Origin of the sequence: Allocatelliglobosispora scoriae (genome assembly GCF_014204945.1) — a bacterium.
Lineage (GTDB): Bacteria > Actinomycetota > Actinomycetes > Mycobacteriales > Micromonosporaceae > Allocatelliglobosispora > Allocatelliglobosispora scoriae.
Map to the genome: position 1 here is coordinate 4,085,772 of NZ_JACHMN010000002.1, position 18,766 is coordinate 4,104,537.

Sequence of the window (18,766 nt, forward strand, 5' to 3'; positions counted from 1 at the left end):
GCCGCCGAGGCTGTAGAGGTGCGCACACGATTTCGCGGGGACCGCACGAAACGGCGATCCCCGCGAAATGATGATAAATATAAATCTATTAGATAATCGTCCAGGTGTCGCCCGCGTTGAGCAGCGAGGTGAGCTGCTCCTCCTGGGTGGTGCTGGCGGCCTTGGCCTTGGCGCCGTCGACCTGGGCGCGGACCACGTCGTCATAGGTGTCCTTGACGACGCTGCGGAAGACGCCGATCGGGGTGTTGCGCAGCGTCAGCCCCGGCAGCCGGGAGAGTGCGAACGCGTAGGCCGGCTCCTGCACCGTCGCGTCGTGCACCACGATCTCGTCGGGCGTGACCGAGGAGGTCGCCCGGACCTCCAGGCCGAAGGCGCCGGGCGGGTGCACGACGCACCATTCCCGGTCCTTGCCGAAGGTGATCGGCTGCCCGTGCTCCAGATTGATCAGGTAATCGTCCCTGGTCTCGGAGTCCTTCAGCACCTCGAACGCGCCATCGTTGAAGATGTTGCAGTTCTGGTAGATCTCGACGAAGGCCGAACCGTTGTGCTCCGCCGCCGCCCGCAGCACCGACTGGAGGTGCTTGCGGTCGGAGTCGATCGTGCGGGCCACGAAGGTCGCCTCGGCGCCGAGCGCCAGCGAGATCGGGTTGAAGGGCGCGTCGGCCGAGCCCATCGGGGTGGACTTCGTGATCTTGCCCACCTCGGAGGTGGGGGAGTACTGCCCCTTGGTCAAGCCGTAGATCCGGTTGTTGAAGAGCAGGATCTTCAGGTTGACGTTGCGGCGCAGCGCGTGGATCAGGTGGTTGCCGCCGATCGAGAGCGCGTCGCCGTCGCCCGTCACCACCCAGACGTTGAGGTCGGGGCGGCTCACCGACAGGCCGGTCGCGATCGCCGGCGCGCGGCCGTGGATCGAGTGCATGCCGTAGGTGTTGAGGTAGTAGGGGAAGCGCGACGAGCAGCCGATGCCGGACACGAAGACGATCCGCTCGCGCGGGATGCCCAGCTCCGGCAGGAAGCTCTGCATCGCGGCGAGGATGGCGTAGTCACCACACCCCGGGCACCAGCGCACCTCCTGATCGGACTTGAAGTCCTTCATGGTCAGCGCAACGGGAACGGCTGTGTCAGACATTCTTCACGACCTCTTCCAGCATCGTGGCGAGCTCCGACGAGGTGAAGGGGAGCCCGCGTACCTGGTTGTAGGGGATGACATCGACGAGGTAGCGGCCGCGGAGGAGCTGGGCCAGCTGGCCGAGGTTCATCTCGGGGACCACGACGCGGTCGTAGCTGCGCAGCACGGCTCCCAGATTGGCGGGGAGCGGGTTCAGGTGGCGCAGGTGCGCCTGGGCGATCTTGTGTCCCGACTGGCGCAGCGCACGGGACGCGGCACCGATCGGGCCGTAGGTCGAACCCCAGCCCAGGACGAGTACGCGAGCCTCGCCCGACGGGTCCTCGATCTCGATGTCGGGCACCGGGATGCCCTCGATCCGCGCCGCCCGGGTGCGGACCATGAAGTCGTGGTTGGCCGGGTCGTAGGAGATGTCGCCGGTCTTGTCGGCCTTCTCCAGACCGCCGATCCGGTGCTCCAGACCAGGGGTGCCGGGGACGGCCCAGGGGCGGGCCATCGTCTCCGGGTCCCGCAGATAGGGCAGGAACTTGCCGCCCTCCGCGTTGGGCTCGGTGGCGAACGTCACCTGCAGGTCGGGCAGATCGTCGACCTCCGGCAGCAGCCACGGCTCGGAGCCGTTGGCGATGTAGCCGTCGGAGAGGAGCAGCACCGGCGTGCGGTAGGTGATGGCGATCCGGCAGGCCTCGATCGCGGCGAAGAAGCAGTCCGACGGCGACCGGGGCGCGATCACCGCGACGGGCGCCTCGCCGTGCCGGCCGTGCAGGGCCATGTTGAGGTCGGCCTGCTCGGTTTTGGTCGGCAGACCCGTCGAGGGGCCGGCCCGCTGCACGTCGACGATGACGAGCGGCAGCTCCAGCGCCACGCCGAGCGAGATCGTCTCGCTCTTGAGCGCCACGCCCGGTCCGCTGGTGCTCGTCACGCCGAGCGCACCGCCGTAGGAGGCGCCGAGCGCGATGCCGACCGCGGCGATCTCGTCCTCGGCCTGGATCGTCGTCACGCCGAACTTCTTGTGCTTGCTCAGCTCGTGCAGGATGTCCGAGGCCGGAGTGATCGGGTAGGCGCCGAGGACCACCGGCAGCTTCGCCCGGACACCGGCCGCGACCAGCCCGAGGGCGAGCGCGGTGTTGCCGGTGATGTTGCGGTAGTTGCCCGGCTTCATCTTGGCCGGCTTGACCTCGTAGCGGACCGCGAAGCCCTCCGTCGTCTCGCCGAACGACCAGCCGGCCTCGAAGGCGGCGATGTTGGCGGCGACGAGCTCGGGGCGGGCGGCGAACTTCTTGCGCAGGAACTCCAGGGTGGAGCCGTGCGGACGCGAGTAGAGCCAGCTCAGCAGGCCCAGCGCGAACATGTTCTTGGCCCGCTCGGCGTCCTTCTTGCTGACCGGGTGCTCCGAGAGGGCGCCGACGGTCATGCTCGTCAGCCCGACCGGGTGCACCGAGTAGGCATCCAGGGATCCGTCATCGAGCGGCGAGACCGCGTAGCCGACCTTGACCAGGTTGCGCTTGGTGAACTCGTCGGTGTTGACGATGATCGTCGCGCCCCGCGGCAGGTCGTCGATGTTGGCCTTCAGCGCCGCCGGGTTCATCGCCACCAGGACGTTGGGCGCGTCGCCCGGCGTCAGGATGTCGAAGTCGGCGAAGTGCACCTGAAAACTGGAGACTCCGGGAAGGGTGCCCGCGGGTGCGCGGATCTCGGCCGGGAAGTTCGGCAACGTCGAGATGTCGTTGCCGAGCTGCGCCGTTTCCGAGGTGAACCGATCGCCGGTGAGCTGCATGCCGTCGCCCGAGTCACCCGCAAACCGAATGACCACGCGATCGAGCTGCTGTATCTCCTTGGCCACCATCTACCTCCAAGCACGCCTATTAACGTGTCCGTCATGAAAAGCCTACGTCGTCACCATGAAGATCGATGACCCCAGGTGCGCCTGTCCCACCGTGCGGATCAAGGCATAGTCTGAGGCCGTGGACGGTTATCTCAGCACCTATGCCACCCTGGGTCTACTGCTGCTGGCGACGGGCCTTGTCTTCGTCGGTGCTTTCGGTGCCAACCGCCTGCTGCGACCTTCCTCCCCGGCGAGCCCGGCGGGCAAGTTCGAGACCTACGAGTGCGGCCTAGACCCTGTTGGGGGCGGCTGGGCACAGGTGCATATCCGTTATTACCTCTACGCATATCTCTACCTCCTCTTCGCGGTCGAGGCGGCGTTTCTCTTCCCGTGGGCAGTCGTCTATCTCGAGCAGGGCTCGACCACGGTGGTCGAAATGGCAATATTTGTCGGAGTCCTCGCGCTGGGTCTTCTCTATGCCTGGCGGAAAAAGGCTCTCACCTGGAGTTGAGCGGATTCGCCGAGCGCTGATCCGAGACGGATTAAGCGGGCCTTAGGCCTGATTTATCCTCGCTACTTTGCCAGCGCGGTTAATTCTGCCAGGATCGACATCATGGCCCAGTTGCTGCTCCTGCTCGTCGTGGCACTCACCGTCGGTGCCGTCGTCTTCGGCGTGATGGTGCTGGTCGGCGGCTCGGATCCCGGTTTGCGCGGGGTCGAGCCGGACGGCCGCTCGGTTCCGCTGCCGGGGAGCCGGCCGCTGGTCGAGAGCGACGTCGTGCAGACGACCTTCGACTCGGCGTCGGGATTCTTCGTCGCCCGCGGCTACCGGATGGCCCAGGTCGACCAGGCGCTGCGGCGGGTCGCCTATGACATCGGCTACAAGGACGAGCTGATCGGCGTGCTCTCCGCCGAGGTGGAGGCCCTGCGCGAGGGCCGCCTCGACGACGCGGACGCGCTGCGCACCGCTCGCCTCTCCGCTCTCGGCGAGGCGACGCCCGCCGAGCCCGGCGACGAGCTGCCGCTCGACCGGGGCGCGGCCGCCCCCGTGATCGACCTGGGCGAGGTGGCCGCTGCGCCGACCGCCGAAGCGGAGCCGGTCGAGGTCCAGGAGCCCGACACGAGCGTGCCCGACGGCCCGTTCGCGCCGTGGCCGGCCGAGGCGAAGGCCGACGATGAGGCCGACCACCCCGCTGACACCGAGGCCGACCCGGCTGTCACCGCCGAGAGCACCGACGCACCGGCTCAGAAAGTGACGACCCGCGGGTGACCGACACCAGATCCACCGGCGAGGTGACCGCGACCGTCATCGTCAACGCGCCCGCCGACAAGGTCTTCGCGGCCTTCGTCGACTGGGAGCGCCAGAGCGAGTGGATCCCGATGACCAAGGTCAGGGTCGTCTCGGGCGACGGCGGCGTGGGCAGCATGGTCGAGGCGGTGACGAAGCTCGGCCCCGGCGTGCTCCTCGACGAGATGCGGATCGAGCGGATCGACGCGCCCTACGAGGTGCGGGTGCTGCACTGCGGCAAGGTCCTGCGCGGCCCCGGTGTCGTCCGCTGCACCTCGATGGAGAACGGCCGCACCCAGGTCGTGCTGCACGAGTGGTTCGAGCTGCCGGGCGGCTGGGCGGGCAAGGCGATGTGGCCGCTGCTCTGGCCGGGATCCAAGCTGGGCTTCCGCCATGCGCTGGGCCGGTTCGCCCGGATGGTCGAGCGCGACGCGCTATAGCTCGCCGTCCTCCTCCGGGTCGAGGTTGGTCGGCTCGTCCAGCAGATAAGCGGTCATCGCGAGCTCGTCGCCGACCGGCGAGACGAAGGCGGGCAGCCCGGCGCTGCCGAGCTGCTCCACGTATTTCCAGTATTCGCGCACGGCATCCGCGGCCGAGGTCGCCTCGATGGGCAGCGCGACGCTCACCAGCCAAGCACTCTTCATGCTTTCATCCCACCACGAGCTGTATCTCCGGCGCGCCCTGCGGGGCTCACTCGCTCACTCCTCGTGCCGGCGCGAAGCTCATGCACCGACAAACCTCGGTGTGCGCTTCTCCACAAAGGCCATCGTCGACTCCACGTGGTCCTGCGTACCCCCGCAAAGGGCCTGCTCGGCGGCCTCGGATGCCAGCGCCTCGGCGAGCGTGCCCACCGACCCGATCGCGAGCTCTCGCTTGATCGCGCCGAAGGCGACCGTCGGCCCGGCGGCGAGCCGCGCGGCGAGCTCCTGCGCGGCCGGAAGGATCTCGTCGTCGGTCTCGGCGACCCGCGTCAGCAGCCCGAGCCGGTGCGCCTCGGCCGCGCCGACCGGCTCCGCGAGCAGCAGCAGCTCCAGCGCCTTCGCGTGGCCGACGAGGCGCGGCAGGGACCACGAGATGCCGCTGTCACCGGCGAGGCCGACCTTTGCGAACGCCATCAGCAGGCTCGTCGACGGCCCGCCGATCCGGAAGTCCGCGAGCAGCGCCAGCGAGGCACCCGCCCCGGCGGCGGCACCGCGCACCGCCGCGATCACCGGCACGTTGAGCTCGGCGAGCGCTGTGACCAGCGGGTTGTAGTGCTCGACCACCGTGCCCAGCGGCGACGGATCGCCCGACTTCAGGAAGCCGAGGTGCTCGCGCAGGTCCTGGCCGACGCAGAAGGCCCGCTCGCCCGCGCCCGTGATCACCACCGCGCGCACGCCGGGCTCGGCGTTGAGCTCGATCACCGCGTCGCGCAGCGCCTGCTTGAGCGCGACGTTGAGCGCGTTCATCGCCTCGGGTCGGTTGAGCGTCAGCGTGGCGACACCGTCGGTGTGGTCGATGAGCAGTGGGTCGGCCATGTCATGACTCCTCAAGGCAGGTGGCGACGAATCGGTCGGCTGCCGGTCGCAGCCGAGCCGCATGGCGATCGAAGAAGCTCGCTGCCGTCGCGCCCGGCCAGTCGTCGGGCAGCAGCGCCGCGGGCAGTTGCGGGTCGCGAAAGAGAAAACTACGCCACTCGTGTACGAGCACGAAGCGCGCCGCATAAGCCTGATCATCCGGCGATCGGCCGTTGACCGGGGCGACGACGGGCCGCATCCGCTCGACGAAGTCGGTGTAGGCGGCCCCGACCGCGGCGAGGTCCCAGGCGCTGCGGACCAGGGCCATCGAGCCCGGCACGCCGCGGTGGTGGCTCGCCGAGAAGCGCTCGGCCGGGATCCCGGCGTCGATGAGGAGCTGATCGACCTCGGCGGAGGGGCGCGCACCGACCCAGGTCTCGTCGCCGAGCCGGCCGTAGCCCAGGAAGGTCAGGTCGTCGGCGAGGCGCTCGCGGGCCCGGCGGTCGGCGGGCGGCACGACGATCAGCAGGTCGAAACGCCCGTCCCAGGCGGCCCGGGCGGTGCGATAGATCCGGCTGGCCGCCTCGTCGAGCCGACGGGATGCTTTCGGCGTCAATTGGTACCCAGGGCCACCGGTGAGTCGCGCGGGCGCGAGCCAACCTTGCCGTACCATCCGCGACACGGCGGTGCGCACAGCCGGTGCGGCGATCTTGACAGGTGCGAGCAGACGAACGAGCGCGGCGACGGGTGCGCGTCCACCGCGAACGCGGAGGTGATCCCCGTAGAGATCGAAGAGAGCCGACCGGGCCTGCATGACCGATTATTGTGACAGTTTGTAGGCATTTTTGCCAGGCACTGTCACATCCTAGGCGGCCCGGTTTGGGAAGTGTGGCCAGCATCAGGGAAAATCATTAATCGGCGCGGTGTGTCGGCCGACCCAGCCGGTCACGCCGCCGCCTAGACCACACGATTGCGCAGTGCCGCCAGCCCGTTCGCGGGGGCACCGCGATGCCGCGTGGTCGACCGTGGCGGGGCGAGCCCGTAACGGTGGGAAGTCTGAGGGGAGACAGAGATGGCGGCGATGAAGCCGCGGACGGGCGACGGTCCGCTGGAGGTCACCAAGGAGGGCCGGGGCATCGTCATGCGGGTGCCGCTGGAGGGCGGCGGTCGCCTGGTGGTCGAGATGACCCCCGACGAGGCCACGCGTCTTGGTGAAGCCCTCAAGGAAGCCGTCGGCTGACGACCGTTCCAGACACACAACTTGATCGAGCGCACTGGCACGGGTGAGTGGCGGCCCCCCGTGCTGGTGCGCTTGGCCGTTCTCTTTGGATCATCCCGCCCACTAAGGTGGGTGCATGCTCGATATCGCCTTCACCGCCGGTCCCGACGAACCCATCATCGGAGCCGCGCCCGGCGTGGTCGCGTTCCCCGTGTCGAAGCCCGAAGGCTCTGCCTCGGCAGCCGTGGTCGCCACCTCCCTTCCCGACGATCTCCGAGCCGAGGCCGAGGCCTTTCTCGCCCAGGTCGCGCACTCCGGTAAAGCCGGTGAAGTCCATATTCTGCACCGTCCGCTCCAGGAGACATCCAAAGTCCTGTTTGTGGGCATCGGCGAGGGCGACGAAGCCGGTTGGCGGTCCGCCGGAGCCGCTGTGACCAGGTCATCAGTAAAAGAGACCTCCGTCACGATCGAGATCACCTCGGCCCGGGAGCCGGCCGCCGCCGTCCGCGGTTTCGCCGAGGGCGCCTGGCTCGCCGAATACAAATTCCGCCTCGTCGAGCCAGGTCCTGACGACGGCCCCAAGCTGACCGGCCTGCGTCTGCACGCGCCCGGCGTGGACCAGCGGGCCATCGACACCGCTCGCATCGTCGCCACCCACACGCGCTTCGCCCGGGACCTCACCAACATGCCCTCCGGTGTGAAGACCCCCGAGTGGTTCGTCGACCAGGTCACCGAGCGGGGCGGCCGGATCGAGATCAAGGTCTGGGACCCCGCCGAGCTCGCGGCCGACGGCTTCAACGGCATCCTCGCCGTCGGTTCGGGCTCCTCCCGGGGTCCGCGCCTGCTCCGCCTCGACTACGCGCCCGAGGGTGCGACCCGGCACGTCGTGCTCGTCGGCAAGGGCATCACCTTCGACACCGGCGGCATCGACATCAAGCCCGCCGACGCGATGGCGCTCATGCGCAAGGACATGGGCGGCGGTGCCGCGGTCGTCGGTGCCACCCTCGCCGCCGCCGAGCTGGAGCTGCCGGTCCGGGTCACCGCCCTCGTCGCGCTCGCGGAGAACCTCGTCTCCGGCACCTCGTGGCGGCAGGGCGACGTGATCAAGCACTACGGCGGCCTCACCACCGAGGTGCGCAGCACCGACGCCGAGGGCCGCGTCGTGCTCGGCGACGCCCTCGCCTACGCCGTCGAGACCTACGACCCCGACTACCTGATCGACCTGGCGACGCTGACCGGCGCCTCCCGGGTCGCCCTCGGCAAGCGGATCGCTGCTCTCTTCTCCGAGGACGACGCACTGGTCAAGGCGCTCAGCGAGGCCGCCAAGGCGGCGGGGGAGTCGGTCTGGCAGCTCCCGCTCCCCGGCGACTACCGCGCCGCGGTCGTGAGCGAGATCGCCGACCTCTACAACTCGACCGAGGTCTCCGCGGCGGGCACCATCACCGCCGCGCTCTACCTGCGCGAGTTCACCGGTGAGCAGCACGACCGGTGGGCGCACATCGACATGTCGTCGCCGTCCTGGGCCGACTCCGCCAACGGCGAGCTCGCCAAGGGCGCGACCGGCTGGGGTGTGCGAACCCTGGTGCGCTGGTTCGAGTCCCTGTAACGCGCTTATCGCGTTCGCCTGGGTGGTCGGTCAACTACTACTCTCTCCGATCAGGAACGATCGGAGAGAGGTCATGATCAGGCAGTTCGGCCAGTCCATAGTGTCCGGCCAACAGGCCGAGTCCTTCGCGACGGAGGATCTCGTCCTGCAGACCGCTCGTGGCCTGGCCGGGGAGCTCGGTCTCACCACCGTCTCCGCCGCGACCGGTGCGCTGCTGCGCGTCCTCGCGGCGGCCTCCGGCGCCAAGTCCGTCATCGAGATCGGCACCGGTACCGGCTACAGCGGGCTCTGGCTGCTGCGCGGGATGCGCCCCGAGGGCGTGCTCACCACGATCGATCCCGACGCCGAGCACCAGCGGATGGCCCGGCGGATCTTCCTGGAGGCCGGGTTCGCCTCGGGCCGCAGCCGGGTCATCGCGGGCCGCGCGCTCGAGGTGCTGCCCCGCCTCTCCGACGGCGCCTACGACCTGGTCCTCGTCGACGGCGAGCCGACCGAGCGCGCTGCCTGCGTGGCCGCCGCCGCCCGCCTGCTCCGCCCCAGCGGCACCCTGGTGGTGATCGGCGCGGGCCGAGGCACTCTCGCCGAAGACGTCCGCGCCGACGACCGCACCTGGACCGCAGCCCTCCTCCCCAGCATCGACGGAGTCCTCACCGCAGTCCGCCGCTAACCCCTCCCCGCCCGCCCCCCGCCCCCAAAATTCGCGTTGATCAAGGGAAGACTCGCCGCAAATCGGGCACCCGGGATGGTGAGTCTTCCCTTGATCAACGCGAATTTTGGGGGTTACCTCGGCAATGCCGTGAAAAAACGTCGTGAAAGTCGCTTTCGTGTAATTGTGGACGGGAGAGACGAGAGGCGTTCACGTGATGCAGAGCAGCGGCAATGAGCGCGATGGCGCGCACTGGTGGAGCGACGCGGCCAATGATCCGTGGCGCGACCCGGAGTCGCCCGCGACCATGTACGCCGTCCCGGCCGCACCGGGCCAACCGGCTCCCGAGCAGCTGCCCGGACCGGCGTACCCGCGAAAGCGTCTTGTCGCCCTGGTGGCGCTCGCCGGAGTGATGACGCTGACCGCTGGCGCGCTCGGTGCCGCGATCGGGATCGGGCTGAGCAGCCCCGCCGAGCAGCGGGAGAACCTTCTCGGCGCGACCCACATGGCACCGGCGATCGCTCAACGTGCACCCGATTCCTACGCGGCCGTGATCGGCCGGGTGCTGCCGAGTGTCGTGACGGTACGCGTACCCGTTGCCGGCGGCACCGCGCTCGGCTCCGGGTTCGTGGTGAGCAAGGACGGCTACGTGATCACCAACGATCACGTCGTCTCGGGCGGATCCAACGTCACCGTGCTCTTCAACGACGGGAGCACGGCGCCTGCCAAGGTCGTCGGTACCGATCCGGAGTCGGACGTCGCCGTGATCAAGGTGAGTGCCGACGGGCTGACCCCGGTGCAGCTCGGCGACTCGGATCAGGTGGCGGTCGGCGATCCGGTGCTCGCGATCGGATCACCACTGGCCCTGACCTCGACGGTCACCTCCGGCATCGTCAGCGCGCTGGACCGGACCCTCGTCGCGGGGGATGCCGGGCAGCAGCGGTATTACGCGGCGATCCAGACCGATGCCGCCATCAACCACGGCAACTCCGGTGGCCCGCTGCTCAACAGCGGTGGTGAGGTGATCGGCATCAACTCGGTGATCAAGTCGCTGGCGACGGACGACGCGTCGTCGGGCAACATCGGCCTCGCCTTCGCCATCCCGATCAACCAGGCGAAACGGGTCGCCGAGGAGATCATCAAGACCGGGCACGCCCGGCGTACCGTCATCGGGGCGCGGCTGGAGGACTCGCACAAGGGCGTACGCCTCGCGACCGTCGACCCGGCCGGACCGGCGGCGGGGGCCGGCCTGCGCGGCGGCGACGTGGTCGTCACGATCGACGGGCACCAGCTCGCCGAGTCGGCCGACCTCATCGCCATGGTGCGCAAATACGCTCCCGGGACGGCGGTGACGGTGGAGTTCCTGCGGGGCTCCGATCGTCAACGGGTGACCGTCACGCTCGTCGCCGACGCCAAATAGCTGCGGAAGCCAACCTCTCGGTCGATAAGCGCAGTAGCCGCGGGCGGCAAGCGTGCGTACGCTGGGTCTGCCGGTCTGCGGCGCTGGTGACGAGAGGCAGTGATGGGGATCTTCGAGAATCTGAACGGTTGGGAGTTCTTCGCTCTCCTGCTGATCGCTCTGTTGATCTTCGGCGAGAAGCTGCCCAACGCCATCGCCGACGGCATGCGCATGCTGCGCAATCTGCGCAACATGGCCCGCAACGCCACGGGTGACCTGAGCCGCGAGCTCGGCACCGACATCTCGCTCGAGGACCTCAACCCCAAGACCTTCATGCGCAAGCACCTGCTCAGCGAGGAAGAAGAGGCAGCGCTGCGCAAGCCGCTGCAGGGGATGTTCGACGACGTCCGCAACGATGTCCGGTCGATCGCCGACGACGTGAAGTCGACGGCGGGTGAGTTCGACCCCCGCAAGGTCTCCTCCACCGCGCCGACCACGCCGGAGCCGCCGGCTGTCTCGGGAAGCCGGTTCGTCGACGCGACCTGATCGGCCGTTGAGCTGATCGCCGTACCCTCCTAGCAGCCAGTACTTCGCCGAAACCTGGACGGCGCCGGACGGCCATGCGACGATGTCCATAGATTGACCGCGCGCCCTGCCCCTTGCGGCGCGCGGTTTTTCGCGTTCGGGGGCGCCATCCGGTGGGGAACGTCTCACACCGGGCGCTGCGACTGCCGGTCCCGGGCCGGCCTGGACGTAGCATGGGGTCCATGTCCGCGCCTGTCACGACGCTCACCGAAGCGATCACCGCCAACCTGGCGAAGGTCAACGATCCCGAGATCCGCCGTCCCATCACCGAGCTCGGGATGGTCGACTCGGTCACCGTCGACGACGGCGTCGCCACGATCCGCATCCTGCTCACCGTGGCGGGCTGCCCGCTCAAGGACAAGCTGCGGACCGACATCACCGAGGCCACGATGCAGGTGGCCGGGGTCAGTGCCGTGGTGATCGACTTCGGCGTGATGAGCCCCGAGCAGCGGCAGGGACTCCAGGCCACCCTGCGCGGCCCCAAGGCGGCCGAGCCGGTCATCCCGTTCGCGCAGCCGGGGTCGAGGACCCGGGTCTACGCGGTCGCCTCCGGCAAGGGCGGCGTCGGCAAGTCCAGCGTCACGGTCAACCTCGCCGCCAGCCTCGCCGCCCGCGGCCTGAGCGTCGGTGTCATCGACGCCGACATCTACGGCCACTCGGTGCCGCGCATGCTCGGCGCCGACGGCCGCCCCACCCAGGTCGAAGACATGATCATGCCGCCCCAGTCGCACGGGGTGAAGGTCATCTCGATCGGCATGTTCACCGCGGGCAACGCCGCGGTCGTCTGGCGCGGCCCCATGCTCCACCGGGCCCTCCAGCAGTTCCTCGCCGATGTCTACTGGGGCGACCTCGACGTGCTCCTCCTGGACCTGCCGCCCGGCACCGGCGACGTGGCGATCTCCCTCGCCCAGCTCCTCCCCAACGCCGAGATCCTCATCGTCACCACCCCCCAGATGGCGGCAGCCGAGGTCGCCGAGCGCGCCGGCTCCATCGCCGTCCAGACCCACCAGCGCATCGTCGGCGTGGTGGAGAACATGTCCTGGCTGGAGCTCCCCACCGGCGAGCGCATGGACATCTTCGGCTCCGGCGGCGGCCAGACCGTGGCCGACTCCCTCACCACCCTGCTGGGCGCCAAGGTTCCCCTGCTGGGTCAGATCCCCCTGGACACCCTGGTCAGGGAGTCCGGCGACGCCGGCAACCCGGTCGTCCTGGCCGCTCCCGACTCCCCGGCGGCCAAGGCCCTCACCCAGGTGGCCGACCGCCTGGCCCTCCGCAAGGAGTCCCTCCTGGGCAAGTCCCTAGGCCTCAAGCCAGCAGGCCGCTAACGCGCGCATAACACCAACTCTTCAAGAGTTGCGACGATCAAGGATCGGCCGTGACAGGTGGTCAAGCGCTGGAACGCGACCACGATTCTGTCGAACCCAACGGAACACGGGCACCGTCTGTGCGGTTGATCCCGAACCGTAAGAGGCGCCCCCACCAGCAACTCTGGTCAAGCGGAGGTGTGGGGCGGGGACGACCACGACGGGATCAAGCCTGACCGCCCAGAGTGGTCGTCCCCGCCCCACACCGCCCCCACAAGATCACCCGTCAGTATCCGAGAAGTCGTCGAATGAATCACGCCGAGCAGCCTTCAGCTCCCGCTGATGATGCTTGCGATCCAACTGCTGACGCCGATGAGCGGCCTCATCCAACTCCTCGGCCAGCCGCGACAGCTCCGACCGCAGGAAGTCGCGAGTGGCGACCTCGCCCAGCGCGATCCGCAGCGACGCGATCTCCCGCGCCAGGAACTCCGTCTCGGCCTTCTGCATCGCCGCCCGCCGCCGGTCCTCCTCCATCGTCAACCGGTCGCGGTCCGCCTGCCGGTTCTGCGCGAGCAGGATCAACGGCGCCGCATAGGAGGCCTGCAGGGACAAGAGCAAGGTCAAGAACGTGAAGGTGTACGGGTCGAACTGCAGATCCGACGGCGCCAGCACGTTCCAGGCGAGCCACGCCAGGATGAAGACGGTCATGTAGACGAGGAACCGAGCCGTCCCCATGAACCGGGCGATCTGCTCCGACCAGCGGCCGAACGCCTCCGGGTTGAAGCGAGGAAGGGTCAGCCGCCGGGGCTCCCGGGGCTGGTCGAGGCGGCGGAGGTCACTCACGGTGCTCTCGCCAGTCGTCGGGGAGCAGATGGTCGAGCAGGTCGTCGACGGTGGCGGCGCCGACGAGCCGTCCCTTGTCGTCGACGACGGGCATCGCCACCATGTTGTAGGTCGCCATTCGCCGGGTGATCCCCTGCAGCGTGGTGTCGGGGTGCAGCGGGTCGACGTCGTTCTCGACGATGCTGCCGACCAGCGAGGCGGGCGGCTCGCGGAGCAGCCGCTGGAAGTGCACCATCCCGAGATAGCGGCCGGTCGGCGTAGCCATGGGCGGACGGGTCACGAAGACCTGCGCGGCGACGCACGGGGAGACCTGCGGCTCGCGTACCCGAGCCAGGGCCTCCGCCACCGTCGCGTCGGGGGTGAGGATGACGGGTTCGCTCGTCATGACCGCGCCCGCGGTGCCCTCGGCATAGATCATCAGCGCTCGGACCGGGCGGGATTCGTCGGGGTGCATGAGGTCCAGCAGCACCTCCTGCTCCGGCGGGGGCAGCTCGGCGAGGAGGTCGGCGGCGTCGTCGGGGTCCATCTCCTCCAGCACGTCGGCGGCGCGTTCCCGGTCGAGCGTGCCGAGGATCTCGACCTGGTCGTGCTCGGGAAGCTCGGACATCACGTCGGCGAGCCGCTCGTCGTCGAGCGCCTTGGCGACCTCGTTGCGCCGCGCATCCGACATCTCCTGCAGGGCATGGGCGAGGTCGGCGGGGCGCATCTTCTCCAGCACCGCCAGGAGGGACTCGGTGCCCTGGTCGGCGGGGGGTGCGAGGAGGCCGCTCACCTCGTACCAGTCGACTTGGTGTAACTGGCCGCGGCGGCTGAGGCGGCCGGTGACCTCGCGCACCGCGAGCCTGCCGAGGGTCCACTCGCCGCTGCGATCGGACTCCATCGCCACGTCGATCACGACGCCGGGGGAGCCGTCGTCGACGAAGGACACGCGGCGGTCGAGGAGCTCCTCCAGGATGAGCATCTCGCCGGCGCGCTTCTCGAAGCGGCGCAGGTTGAGGGTGCCGGTGTTGAGCACGACGCTCTCGGCGTCCAGTGAGGTCACCCGGCCGATCGGCAAAAAGATGCGGCGGCGCATGGGCATCTCCGCGATCAGCCCGACCACGAGCGGGGGTCGTCCGGCCGCGCGGACACGCGCCACGGCATCTCGCACCCTGCCCACCTGATCACCATTGGGATCGAAGACGGTCAGGCCGGCGAGACGGGCGACATATACCCTGTTCGACGAGGCCACCCACACAGCGTAATGGCCTACGGTGTCTGAATGATCAGCTTGGCGTACGAGATAGTCGACGTATTCACCGATCGACCCTTTGCCGGCAATCCATTGGCCGTGGTCTTCGGCGCCGACGACCTCTCCGGCCAGCAGATGCTCGTGCTGGCGAAGGAGTTCAACCTCTCCGAAACTATCTTCGTGTTGCCTTCGTCGCAGGCGACCTATCGAGCGCGGATCTTCACCCCGGACCGGGAGTTGCCGTTCGCCGGACACCCGAGCGTCGGGGCGGCGGTGATGGTGACCCGGCGCGGGCTCGCCGAGCCGGGCACGCTGACGCAGGAGTGCGGCGCGGGCATCCTCCCGATCGCGGTCGTCGGCGGTGCGGCGACGCTGACCGGCGGGGCGGCCACGGTCGGCGATCCGCTGGACCCGGCACCGCTGCTGGAGATCACCGGCCTCACCGGCGCCGATGTCGTCGGCGTGGTGCGCCGGGCGGGCTGCGGTCTGGAGTTCCCGTTCCTGCCGGTGACCGCGGAGGCGCTGGCCAGGGCGTCGGTCGACGGTGCGGCCGCCCGCCGCCACGGCCTCACCGATGTCTGCGCCTTCGCCTGGGACCCCGATTCCCGGTCCGCGCAGTCCCGGGTCTTCTGCCCGGGCCTCGGCGTACCGGAGGATCCCGCGACCGGCTCGGCCGCGCTGGGGCTCGGCGTCTGGCTCGTCACCTCGGGGCTGCTCCCGGCCTCGGGGACGGCGCGCTACACGGTCCACCAGGGCACCTTCATCGATCGGCCGTCGCTGCTGTCGTGCACGGTGACCGCGGTCGATGGCGTAGTGACGAACGCGACCGTCTCGGGCGAGGTGGTCCCGATCGCCACGGGCACGATCCGTGTTCCCTAGGCCAAGATCGTCGCAACTCTTCAAGAGTTGTGCTTAAGGCCTGGCGGCCTGAAGCCACAACTCTTGAAGAGTTGCGACGATCTTGGCGCAAAACGAGTCGCGGGATGGGTGCCTGATCAGGCAGGATGCGGCCGTGGGTTATGTGGATGTCTCGGGTGTCGGCTACGTGCTGCCGGATGGTCGCCAGCTCTTCTCGGAGGTCTCGTTCCGGGTGGGCGAGGGCGCCAAGATCGCGCTCGTCGGTCCCAACGGCGCGGGCAAGACGACGCTGTTGCGGATGGTCGCGGGCGACCTGCCGACCAAGACCGGCGGCATCGCGCGCGCCGGTGGCCTCGGTGTCATGCGCCAGTTCATCGGCATGATCGGTGACGACACCACGCTCGCCGACATGGCGCTGTCGCTGGCTCCGCCGACGGTCCGGGCCGCGGGCGAGCGCCTGGCGAAGGCCGAGCGCGCGATGCAGGCCGACCCGACCGAGCGGGCCCAGATCGCCTACGCCAACGCGCTCACCGCGTGGGGAGAATCCGGGGGGTACGACGCCGAGGTGCTCTTCGACACCGTGAGCATCCTCGTGCTGGAGCTGTCGTGGGACGCCTGCCGCGATCGCCCCGTTCGCACCCTCAGCGGCGGCCAGCAGAAGCGGTTCGCCCTGGAGATGCTGCTCCGGGGCCCCGAGGAGGTGCTCCTGCTCGACGAGCCGGACAACTTCCTCGACGTGCCCGCGAAACGCTGGCTGGAGCAGCGCCTGCGCGAGTCGACCAAGTCGGTGCTCTACGTCTCCCACGACCGGGAGTTGCTCAATCAGACCGCCGACCGGGTCGTGGCGGTCGAGGGCGGTTCGGCCTGGATCCACCCCGGTGGCTTCGCCAGTTGGCACGACGCCCGCTATGTCCGGCACGAGAAGATGGAAGAGAACCGTAAGCGCTGGGATGAGGAGCACGAGAAGCTCCGCCAGCAGATGCTGATGTACAAGCAGAAGGCCGCCTACAACTCCAAGATGGCCTCGCGCTACCAGTCGGCGATGACGAAGCTGGAGAAGTTCGAGGAGGCCGGTGCTCCGTCGCTGCCGCCGAAGGACCAGGAGATCAAGATGCGCCTCGCCGGCGGACGGACCGGCAAGCGCAGCGTCATCTGCGAGCAGCTGGAGCTCACCGACCTGACCTTCCCCTTCGACCTGGAGCTCTGGTACGGCGACCGCCTCGCCGTCCTCGGCGCCAACGGCACCGGCAAGTCACACTTCCTGCGGCTGCTCGCCCGGGGCGGGACCGACGGAGTCGAGTCGTCCGTCGACGGCGGCAAGCACACCTTCGTCCGGCACGAGGGCAACGCGCGGCTCGGCGCCCGGGTGAAGCCCGGTCACTTCTCGCAGACCCACGACCGGCCGGAACTCGTCGACCGCACGCTGGTGGAGATCCTCTGGCGCGGCGACGACAACCGGCAGGGCATGGACCGGCACGAGGCGATGCGCAAGCTCGACCGCTATGAGCTCGCCACGCAGGGGGACCAGAAGTTCGGCACGCTCTCCGGCGGTCAACAGGCCCGGTTCCTGGTGCTCATGCTGGAGCTGTCGGGGGCCACGCTGCTGCTGCTCGACGAGCCCACGGACAACCTCGACCTCGCCTCGGCCGAAGCGCTGCAGGAGGGGTTGGCGAAGTTCGAGGGCACGGTGATCACGGTGACGCACGATCGCTGGTTCGCGAAGTCGTTCGACCGGTTCCTGCTCTTCGCCACCGATGGTGAGGTCACCGAGACCCCGCAACCGGTCTGGGATGTCCGCTAGCCGGACCTGACGGCACCGCCAACCTTCATCGGCCTCGGGTCGGTCGTCGTTCACGGCGATCACCCGGGGCCGATCGCCGTCCACAGCCGGCAACGGGTTGTCCACATGCGGCGCGAGGGAGCGCACGCCCATCACCTAGCTCGCGCGACGCTTTGCTCTGCTTACACCTGCGCATCACCGGGAATGTCCGGACTTAGCCGGTGATGCGTCCGTGTAAGCAGAGCAAAGCGCGGCGCAGACTTACCCGGAGACCGCCGGGTGAGCTGTGGATATCTCCTGAGTTATCCACAGCCGATGGTGAACCTCCGCAAATATGGCGATGCTGTTGGCGTGCCGAGAAGCCAGCCCGCGATTCCGATCTGCCCGCCCTTCCCGATCTCCGGGATCCTGCGGGCGGCGCGGCGGCGCTCCGACCTGAGCCAACGCGAGCTGGCCCGGGCCGCGAAGGTCTCCGCCGCGACCGTCGGCCGGTCCGAGTCGGGCACGATCCTGCCGAGCATCAACACCTTCGCCACCCTGCTGGCAGCGGCCGGGTTCTTCCTGGCGGTGGTCGATCCGGACGGCAACGTCCTGCAGCCGATGAAGACGAGGGACGACCTGCGCGACGGCGCCGAGCGGCTCTACCCCGCGCACCTCGACGTCATTCCTGATCCCGAGCCGGGCGAGTGGTGGGCCGACATCTACGGGCTGGCCAGACCGCCCGAGACCTTCTACCGCGACCGGCGCAGGCGGGACTATCAGCGGAGGTTGAGCCAGTGGCAGGTCCGAGTCTCGAAGCACCGACACCTGCCGGAGCCACGGTTGCATCATTACCGCGATGCGCCGTAGGCTCCGGCAGGTAACCCACGGGAGTCCGGTGCACCGGGCTGAGAGGGGGCTCTGTAGCCCCGACCGTCGAACCTGATCCGGATCATGCCGGCGCAGGAAGGATTCTCGATGGATATTCCGCGGCTTCATGTCGTCACCGACTCGCTGGAGATAGCGCGAGCGGCGCTCTCCGCAGGTGCCCCCCTCATCCAGGTGCGCGTGGCTGACGACGTCACCGACCGGGAGGCGTTCGAGCTCTCCGTCAAGGTAGCGCACGAGTGCGAGGCCCGCGGTGCCGTCTGCCTGATCAATGACCGGCTCGACGTTGCGCTCGCGGTGGGGGCGACCGGTGCCCACGTCGGTGCCGACGACCTGCCGATCGAGGTGAGCCGCCGCATCCTCGGCGATCGGGCCGTCCTCGGTGCGAGCGCGCGTCGGCCCGGACGGGCGGCCGAGGTGCTGGAGCACGCCGACTACCTGGGGTGCGGGCAGGTAAATCCGAGCTTCACCAAGGACGTTGCGGCTGCCGTGATCGGGCTGGCCGGGCTTGCGGAGGTGGTGGCGGCTGCCGGGCGTACCCCTGTGATCGCCATTGGGGGACTGACCGTGCGGGACGTGCCGGCGGTGCTTGCGGCGGGCGCGCACGGGCTGGCCGTGATCGGCGCGATCCGCGACGCGGCCGACCCGGCGCGCGCGACCGCCGAGCTGCTCCGGGCACTGGGGTGACGGGCTCCG

General features: G+C 69.2%; 19 protein-coding genes, 1 pseudogene and 1 riboswitch. Of the genes and pseudogenes, 13 read left to right on the forward strand and 7 right to left on the reverse strand.

What is annotated here, in order from left to right:
* Window positions 1-88 precede the first annotated feature (88 nt).
* Together F4553_RS24190 and F4553_RS24195 are read right to left on the reverse strand one after the other, a co-directional pair.
* Window positions 89-1,129, reverse strand: coding sequence for a 2-oxoacid:ferredoxin oxidoreductase subunit beta (locus F4553_RS24190; RefSeq protein ID WP_184839564.1), 1,041 nt, complete (start codon window positions 1,127-1,129; stop codon window positions 89-91).
* The gene (locus tag F4553_RS24195) at window positions 1,122-2,966 is read right to left on the reverse strand and encodes a 2-oxoacid:acceptor oxidoreductase subunit alpha (protein WP_184839565.1); all 1,845 of its coding nucleotides are present in this window, start codon (window positions 2,964-2,966) and stop codon (window positions 1,122-1,124) included. Before F4553_RS24195 ends, F4553_RS24190 begins: the two co-directional genes overlap by 8 nt.
* A gap of 121 nt (window positions 2,967-3,087) precedes the next feature.
* Between F4553_RS24195 and F4553_RS24200 the strand changes: the two genes are divergently transcribed.
* The 3 genes from F4553_RS24200 to F4553_RS24210 all read left to right on the forward strand — a co-directional run bounded on the left by F4553_RS24200 (window position 3,088) and on the right by F4553_RS24210 (window position 4,676).
* On the forward strand, window positions 3,088-3,459 hold the full coding sequence (locus F4553_RS24200; RefSeq protein ID WP_184839567.1) for an NADH-quinone oxidoreductase subunit A: 372 nt from the start codon (window positions 3,088-3,090) through the stop codon (window positions 3,457-3,459).
* Window positions 3,460-3,561: 102 nt separating this feature from the next.
* Window positions 3,562-4,218: a DivIVA domain-containing protein gene (locus tag F4553_RS24205; RefSeq protein WP_221469998.1), complete on the forward strand. Its 657-nt coding sequence runs from the start codon at window positions 3,562-3,564 to the stop codon at window positions 4,216-4,218.
* Window positions 4,215-4,676 carry an SRPBCC family protein gene (locus F4553_RS24210; RefSeq protein WP_184839569.1) on the forward strand — a complete coding sequence of 154 codons (462 nt, stop codon included), beginning with the start codon at window positions 4,215-4,217 and terminating at the stop codon, window positions 4,674-4,676. Before F4553_RS24205 ends, F4553_RS24210 begins: the two co-directional genes overlap by 4 nt.
* Here F4553_RS24210 and F4553_RS24215 read toward each other — a convergent pair.
* From F4553_RS24215 to F4553_RS24225, 3 genes and pseudogenes are all read right to left on the reverse strand, one after another.
* Window positions 4,671-4,877 (reverse strand): annotated as a pseudogene (locus F4553_RS24215) (hypothetical protein); the annotation flags it as partial. The gene F4553_RS24210 and the pseudogene F4553_RS24215 sit on opposite strands and share 6 nt — an antisense overlap.
* An 81-nt stretch (window positions 4,878-4,958) precedes the next feature.
* Window positions 4,959-5,753, reverse strand: coding sequence for an enoyl-CoA hydratase-related protein (locus F4553_RS24220; RefSeq protein ID WP_184839573.1), 795 nt, complete (start codon window positions 5,751-5,753; stop codon window positions 4,959-4,961).
* A 1-nt stretch (window position 5,754) separates the two neighbouring features.
* A complete protein-coding gene (locus F4553_RS24225) occupies window positions 5,755-6,546 on the reverse strand; it encodes a PaaX family transcriptional regulator (RefSeq protein ID WP_184839575.1) in 792 nt (263 codons plus the stop codon).
* A gap of 258 nt (window positions 6,547-6,804) precedes the next feature.
* Between F4553_RS24225 and F4553_RS24230 the strand changes: the two genes are divergently transcribed.
* The 6 genes from F4553_RS24230 to F4553_RS24255 all read left to right on the forward strand — a co-directional run bounded on the left by F4553_RS24230 (window position 6,805) and on the right by F4553_RS24255 (window position 12,512).
* Complete coding sequence (locus F4553_RS24230) at window positions 6,805-6,972, forward strand: DUF3117 domain-containing protein (RefSeq protein WP_084556858.1); 168 nt, start codon at window positions 6,805-6,807, stop codon at window positions 6,970-6,972.
* A 115-nt stretch (window positions 6,973-7,087) separates the two neighbouring features.
* Window positions 7,088-8,557, forward strand: a complete 1,470-nt coding sequence (locus F4553_RS24235) for a leucyl aminopeptidase family protein (RefSeq protein WP_184839577.1) — start codon at window positions 7,088-7,090, stop codon at window positions 8,555-8,557.
* A gap of 73 nt (window positions 8,558-8,630) precedes the next feature.
* Window positions 8,631-9,224 (forward strand): O-methyltransferase, encoded by a 594-nt coding sequence (locus tag F4553_RS24240; protein ID WP_184839579.1) that lies wholly within the window; start codon window positions 8,631-8,633, stop codon window positions 9,222-9,224.
* A gap of 196 nt (window positions 9,225-9,420) precedes the next feature.
* A complete protein-coding gene (locus F4553_RS24245; protein WP_184841156.1) occupies window positions 9,421-10,623 on the forward strand; it encodes a S1C family serine protease in 1,203 nt (400 codons plus the stop codon).
* 108 nt (window positions 10,624-10,731) lie between these two features.
* The gene (locus tag F4553_RS24250; protein ID WP_184841157.1) at window positions 10,732-11,148 is read left to right on the forward strand and encodes a twin-arginine translocase TatA/TatE family subunit; all 417 of its coding nucleotides are present in this window, start codon (window positions 10,732-10,734) and stop codon (window positions 11,146-11,148) included.
* A 221-nt stretch (window positions 11,149-11,369) separates the two neighbouring features.
* The gene (locus F4553_RS24255; protein WP_184839581.1) at window positions 11,370-12,512 is read left to right on the forward strand and encodes an Mrp/NBP35 family ATP-binding protein; all 1,143 of its coding nucleotides are present in this window, start codon (window positions 11,370-11,372) and stop codon (window positions 12,510-12,512) included.
* 258 nt (window positions 12,513-12,770) lie between these two features.
* On the opposite strand, the gene F4553_RS24260 is transcribed toward F4553_RS24255, so the two are convergent.
* Window positions 12,771-13,334, reverse strand: coding sequence for a DUF1003 domain-containing protein (locus tag F4553_RS24260; protein ID WP_184839583.1), 564 nt, complete (start codon window positions 13,332-13,334; stop codon window positions 12,771-12,773).
* Complete coding sequence (locus F4553_RS24265; RefSeq protein WP_184839585.1) at window positions 13,327-14,565, reverse strand: magnesium transporter MgtE N-terminal domain-containing protein; 1,239 nt, start codon at window positions 14,563-14,565, stop codon at window positions 13,327-13,329. The genes F4553_RS24260 and F4553_RS24265 overlap by 8 nt, the downstream gene beginning before the upstream one ends.
* A gap of 30 nt (window positions 14,566-14,595) precedes the next feature.
* Here F4553_RS24265 and F4553_RS24270 point away from each other — a divergent pair, with 30 nt between their 5' ends.
* The 4 genes from F4553_RS24270 (at window position 14,596) to thiE (ending at window position 18,757) form a co-directional block, all read left to right on the forward strand.
* Complete coding sequence (locus F4553_RS24270; RefSeq protein ID WP_184839587.1) at window positions 14,596-15,444, forward strand: PhzF family protein; 849 nt, start codon at window positions 14,596-14,598, stop codon at window positions 15,442-15,444.
* A 133-nt stretch (window positions 15,445-15,577) separates the two neighbouring features.
* On the forward strand, window positions 15,578-17,224 hold the full coding sequence (locus F4553_RS24275; RefSeq protein WP_184839589.1) for an ABC-F family ATP-binding cassette domain-containing protein: 1,647 nt from the start codon (window positions 15,578-15,580) through the stop codon (window positions 17,222-17,224).
* Between the two features lie 330 nt (window positions 17,225-17,554).
* Entirely contained in the window at window positions 17,555-18,052 is a 498-nt protein-coding gene (locus F4553_RS24280) for a helix-turn-helix domain-containing protein (protein WP_312875332.1), read from the forward strand.
* A gap of 7 nt (window positions 18,053-18,059) precedes the next feature.
* Window positions 18,060-18,168: riboswitch (TPP riboswitch) on the forward strand.
* Window positions 18,161-18,757, forward strand: coding sequence for a thiamine phosphate synthase (gene thiE / locus F4553_RS24285; RefSeq protein WP_184839593.1), 597 nt, complete (start codon window positions 18,161-18,163; stop codon window positions 18,755-18,757). Its footprint overlaps the riboswitch before it by 8 nt.
* Window positions 18,758-18,766: the final 9 nt, after the last annotated feature.

Excerpts from the sequence above, each read along its gene's own strand:
- F4553_RS24205 (WP_221469998.1), top strand. The coding sequence starts at position 3,562 with ATGGCCCAGTTGCTGCTCCTGCTCGTCGTGGCACTCACCGTCGGTGCC.
- F4553_RS24190 (WP_184839564.1), bottom strand. The coding sequence starts at position 1,129 with ATGTCTGACACAGCCGTTCCCGTTGCGCTGACCATGAAGGACTTCAAG.
- F4553_RS24245 (WP_184841156.1), top strand. The coding sequence starts at position 9,421 with ATGCAGAGCAGCGGCAATGAGCGCGATGGCGCGCACTGGTGGAGCGAC.
- F4553_RS24235 (WP_184839577.1), top strand. The coding sequence starts at position 7,088 with ATGCTCGATATCGCCTTCACCGCCGGTCCCGACGAACCCATCATCGGA.
- F4553_RS24225 (WP_184839575.1), bottom strand. The coding sequence starts at position 6,546 with ATGCAGGCCCGGTCGGCTCTCTTCGATCTCTACGGGGATCACCTCCGC.
- F4553_RS24240 (WP_184839579.1), top strand. The coding sequence starts at position 8,631 with ATGATCAGGCAGTTCGGCCAGTCCATAGTGTCCGGCCAACAGGCCGAG.
- F4553_RS24255 (WP_184839581.1), top strand. The coding sequence starts at position 11,370 with ATGTCCGCGCCTGTCACGACGCTCACCGAAGCGATCACCGCCAACCTG.
- F4553_RS24270 (WP_184839587.1), top strand. The coding sequence starts at position 14,596 with ATGATCAGCTTGGCGTACGAGATAGTCGACGTATTCACCGATCGACCC.
- F4553_RS24230 (WP_084556858.1), top strand. The coding sequence starts at position 6,805 with ATGGCGGCGATGAAGCCGCGGACGGGCGACGGTCCGCTGGAGGTCACC.
- F4553_RS24220 (WP_184839573.1), bottom strand. The coding sequence starts at position 5,753 with ATGGCCGACCCACTGCTCATCGACCACACCGACGGTGTCGCCACGCTG.
- thiE (WP_184839593.1), top strand. The coding sequence starts at position 18,161 with ATGGATATTCCGCGGCTTCATGTCGTCACCGACTCGCTGGAGATAGCG.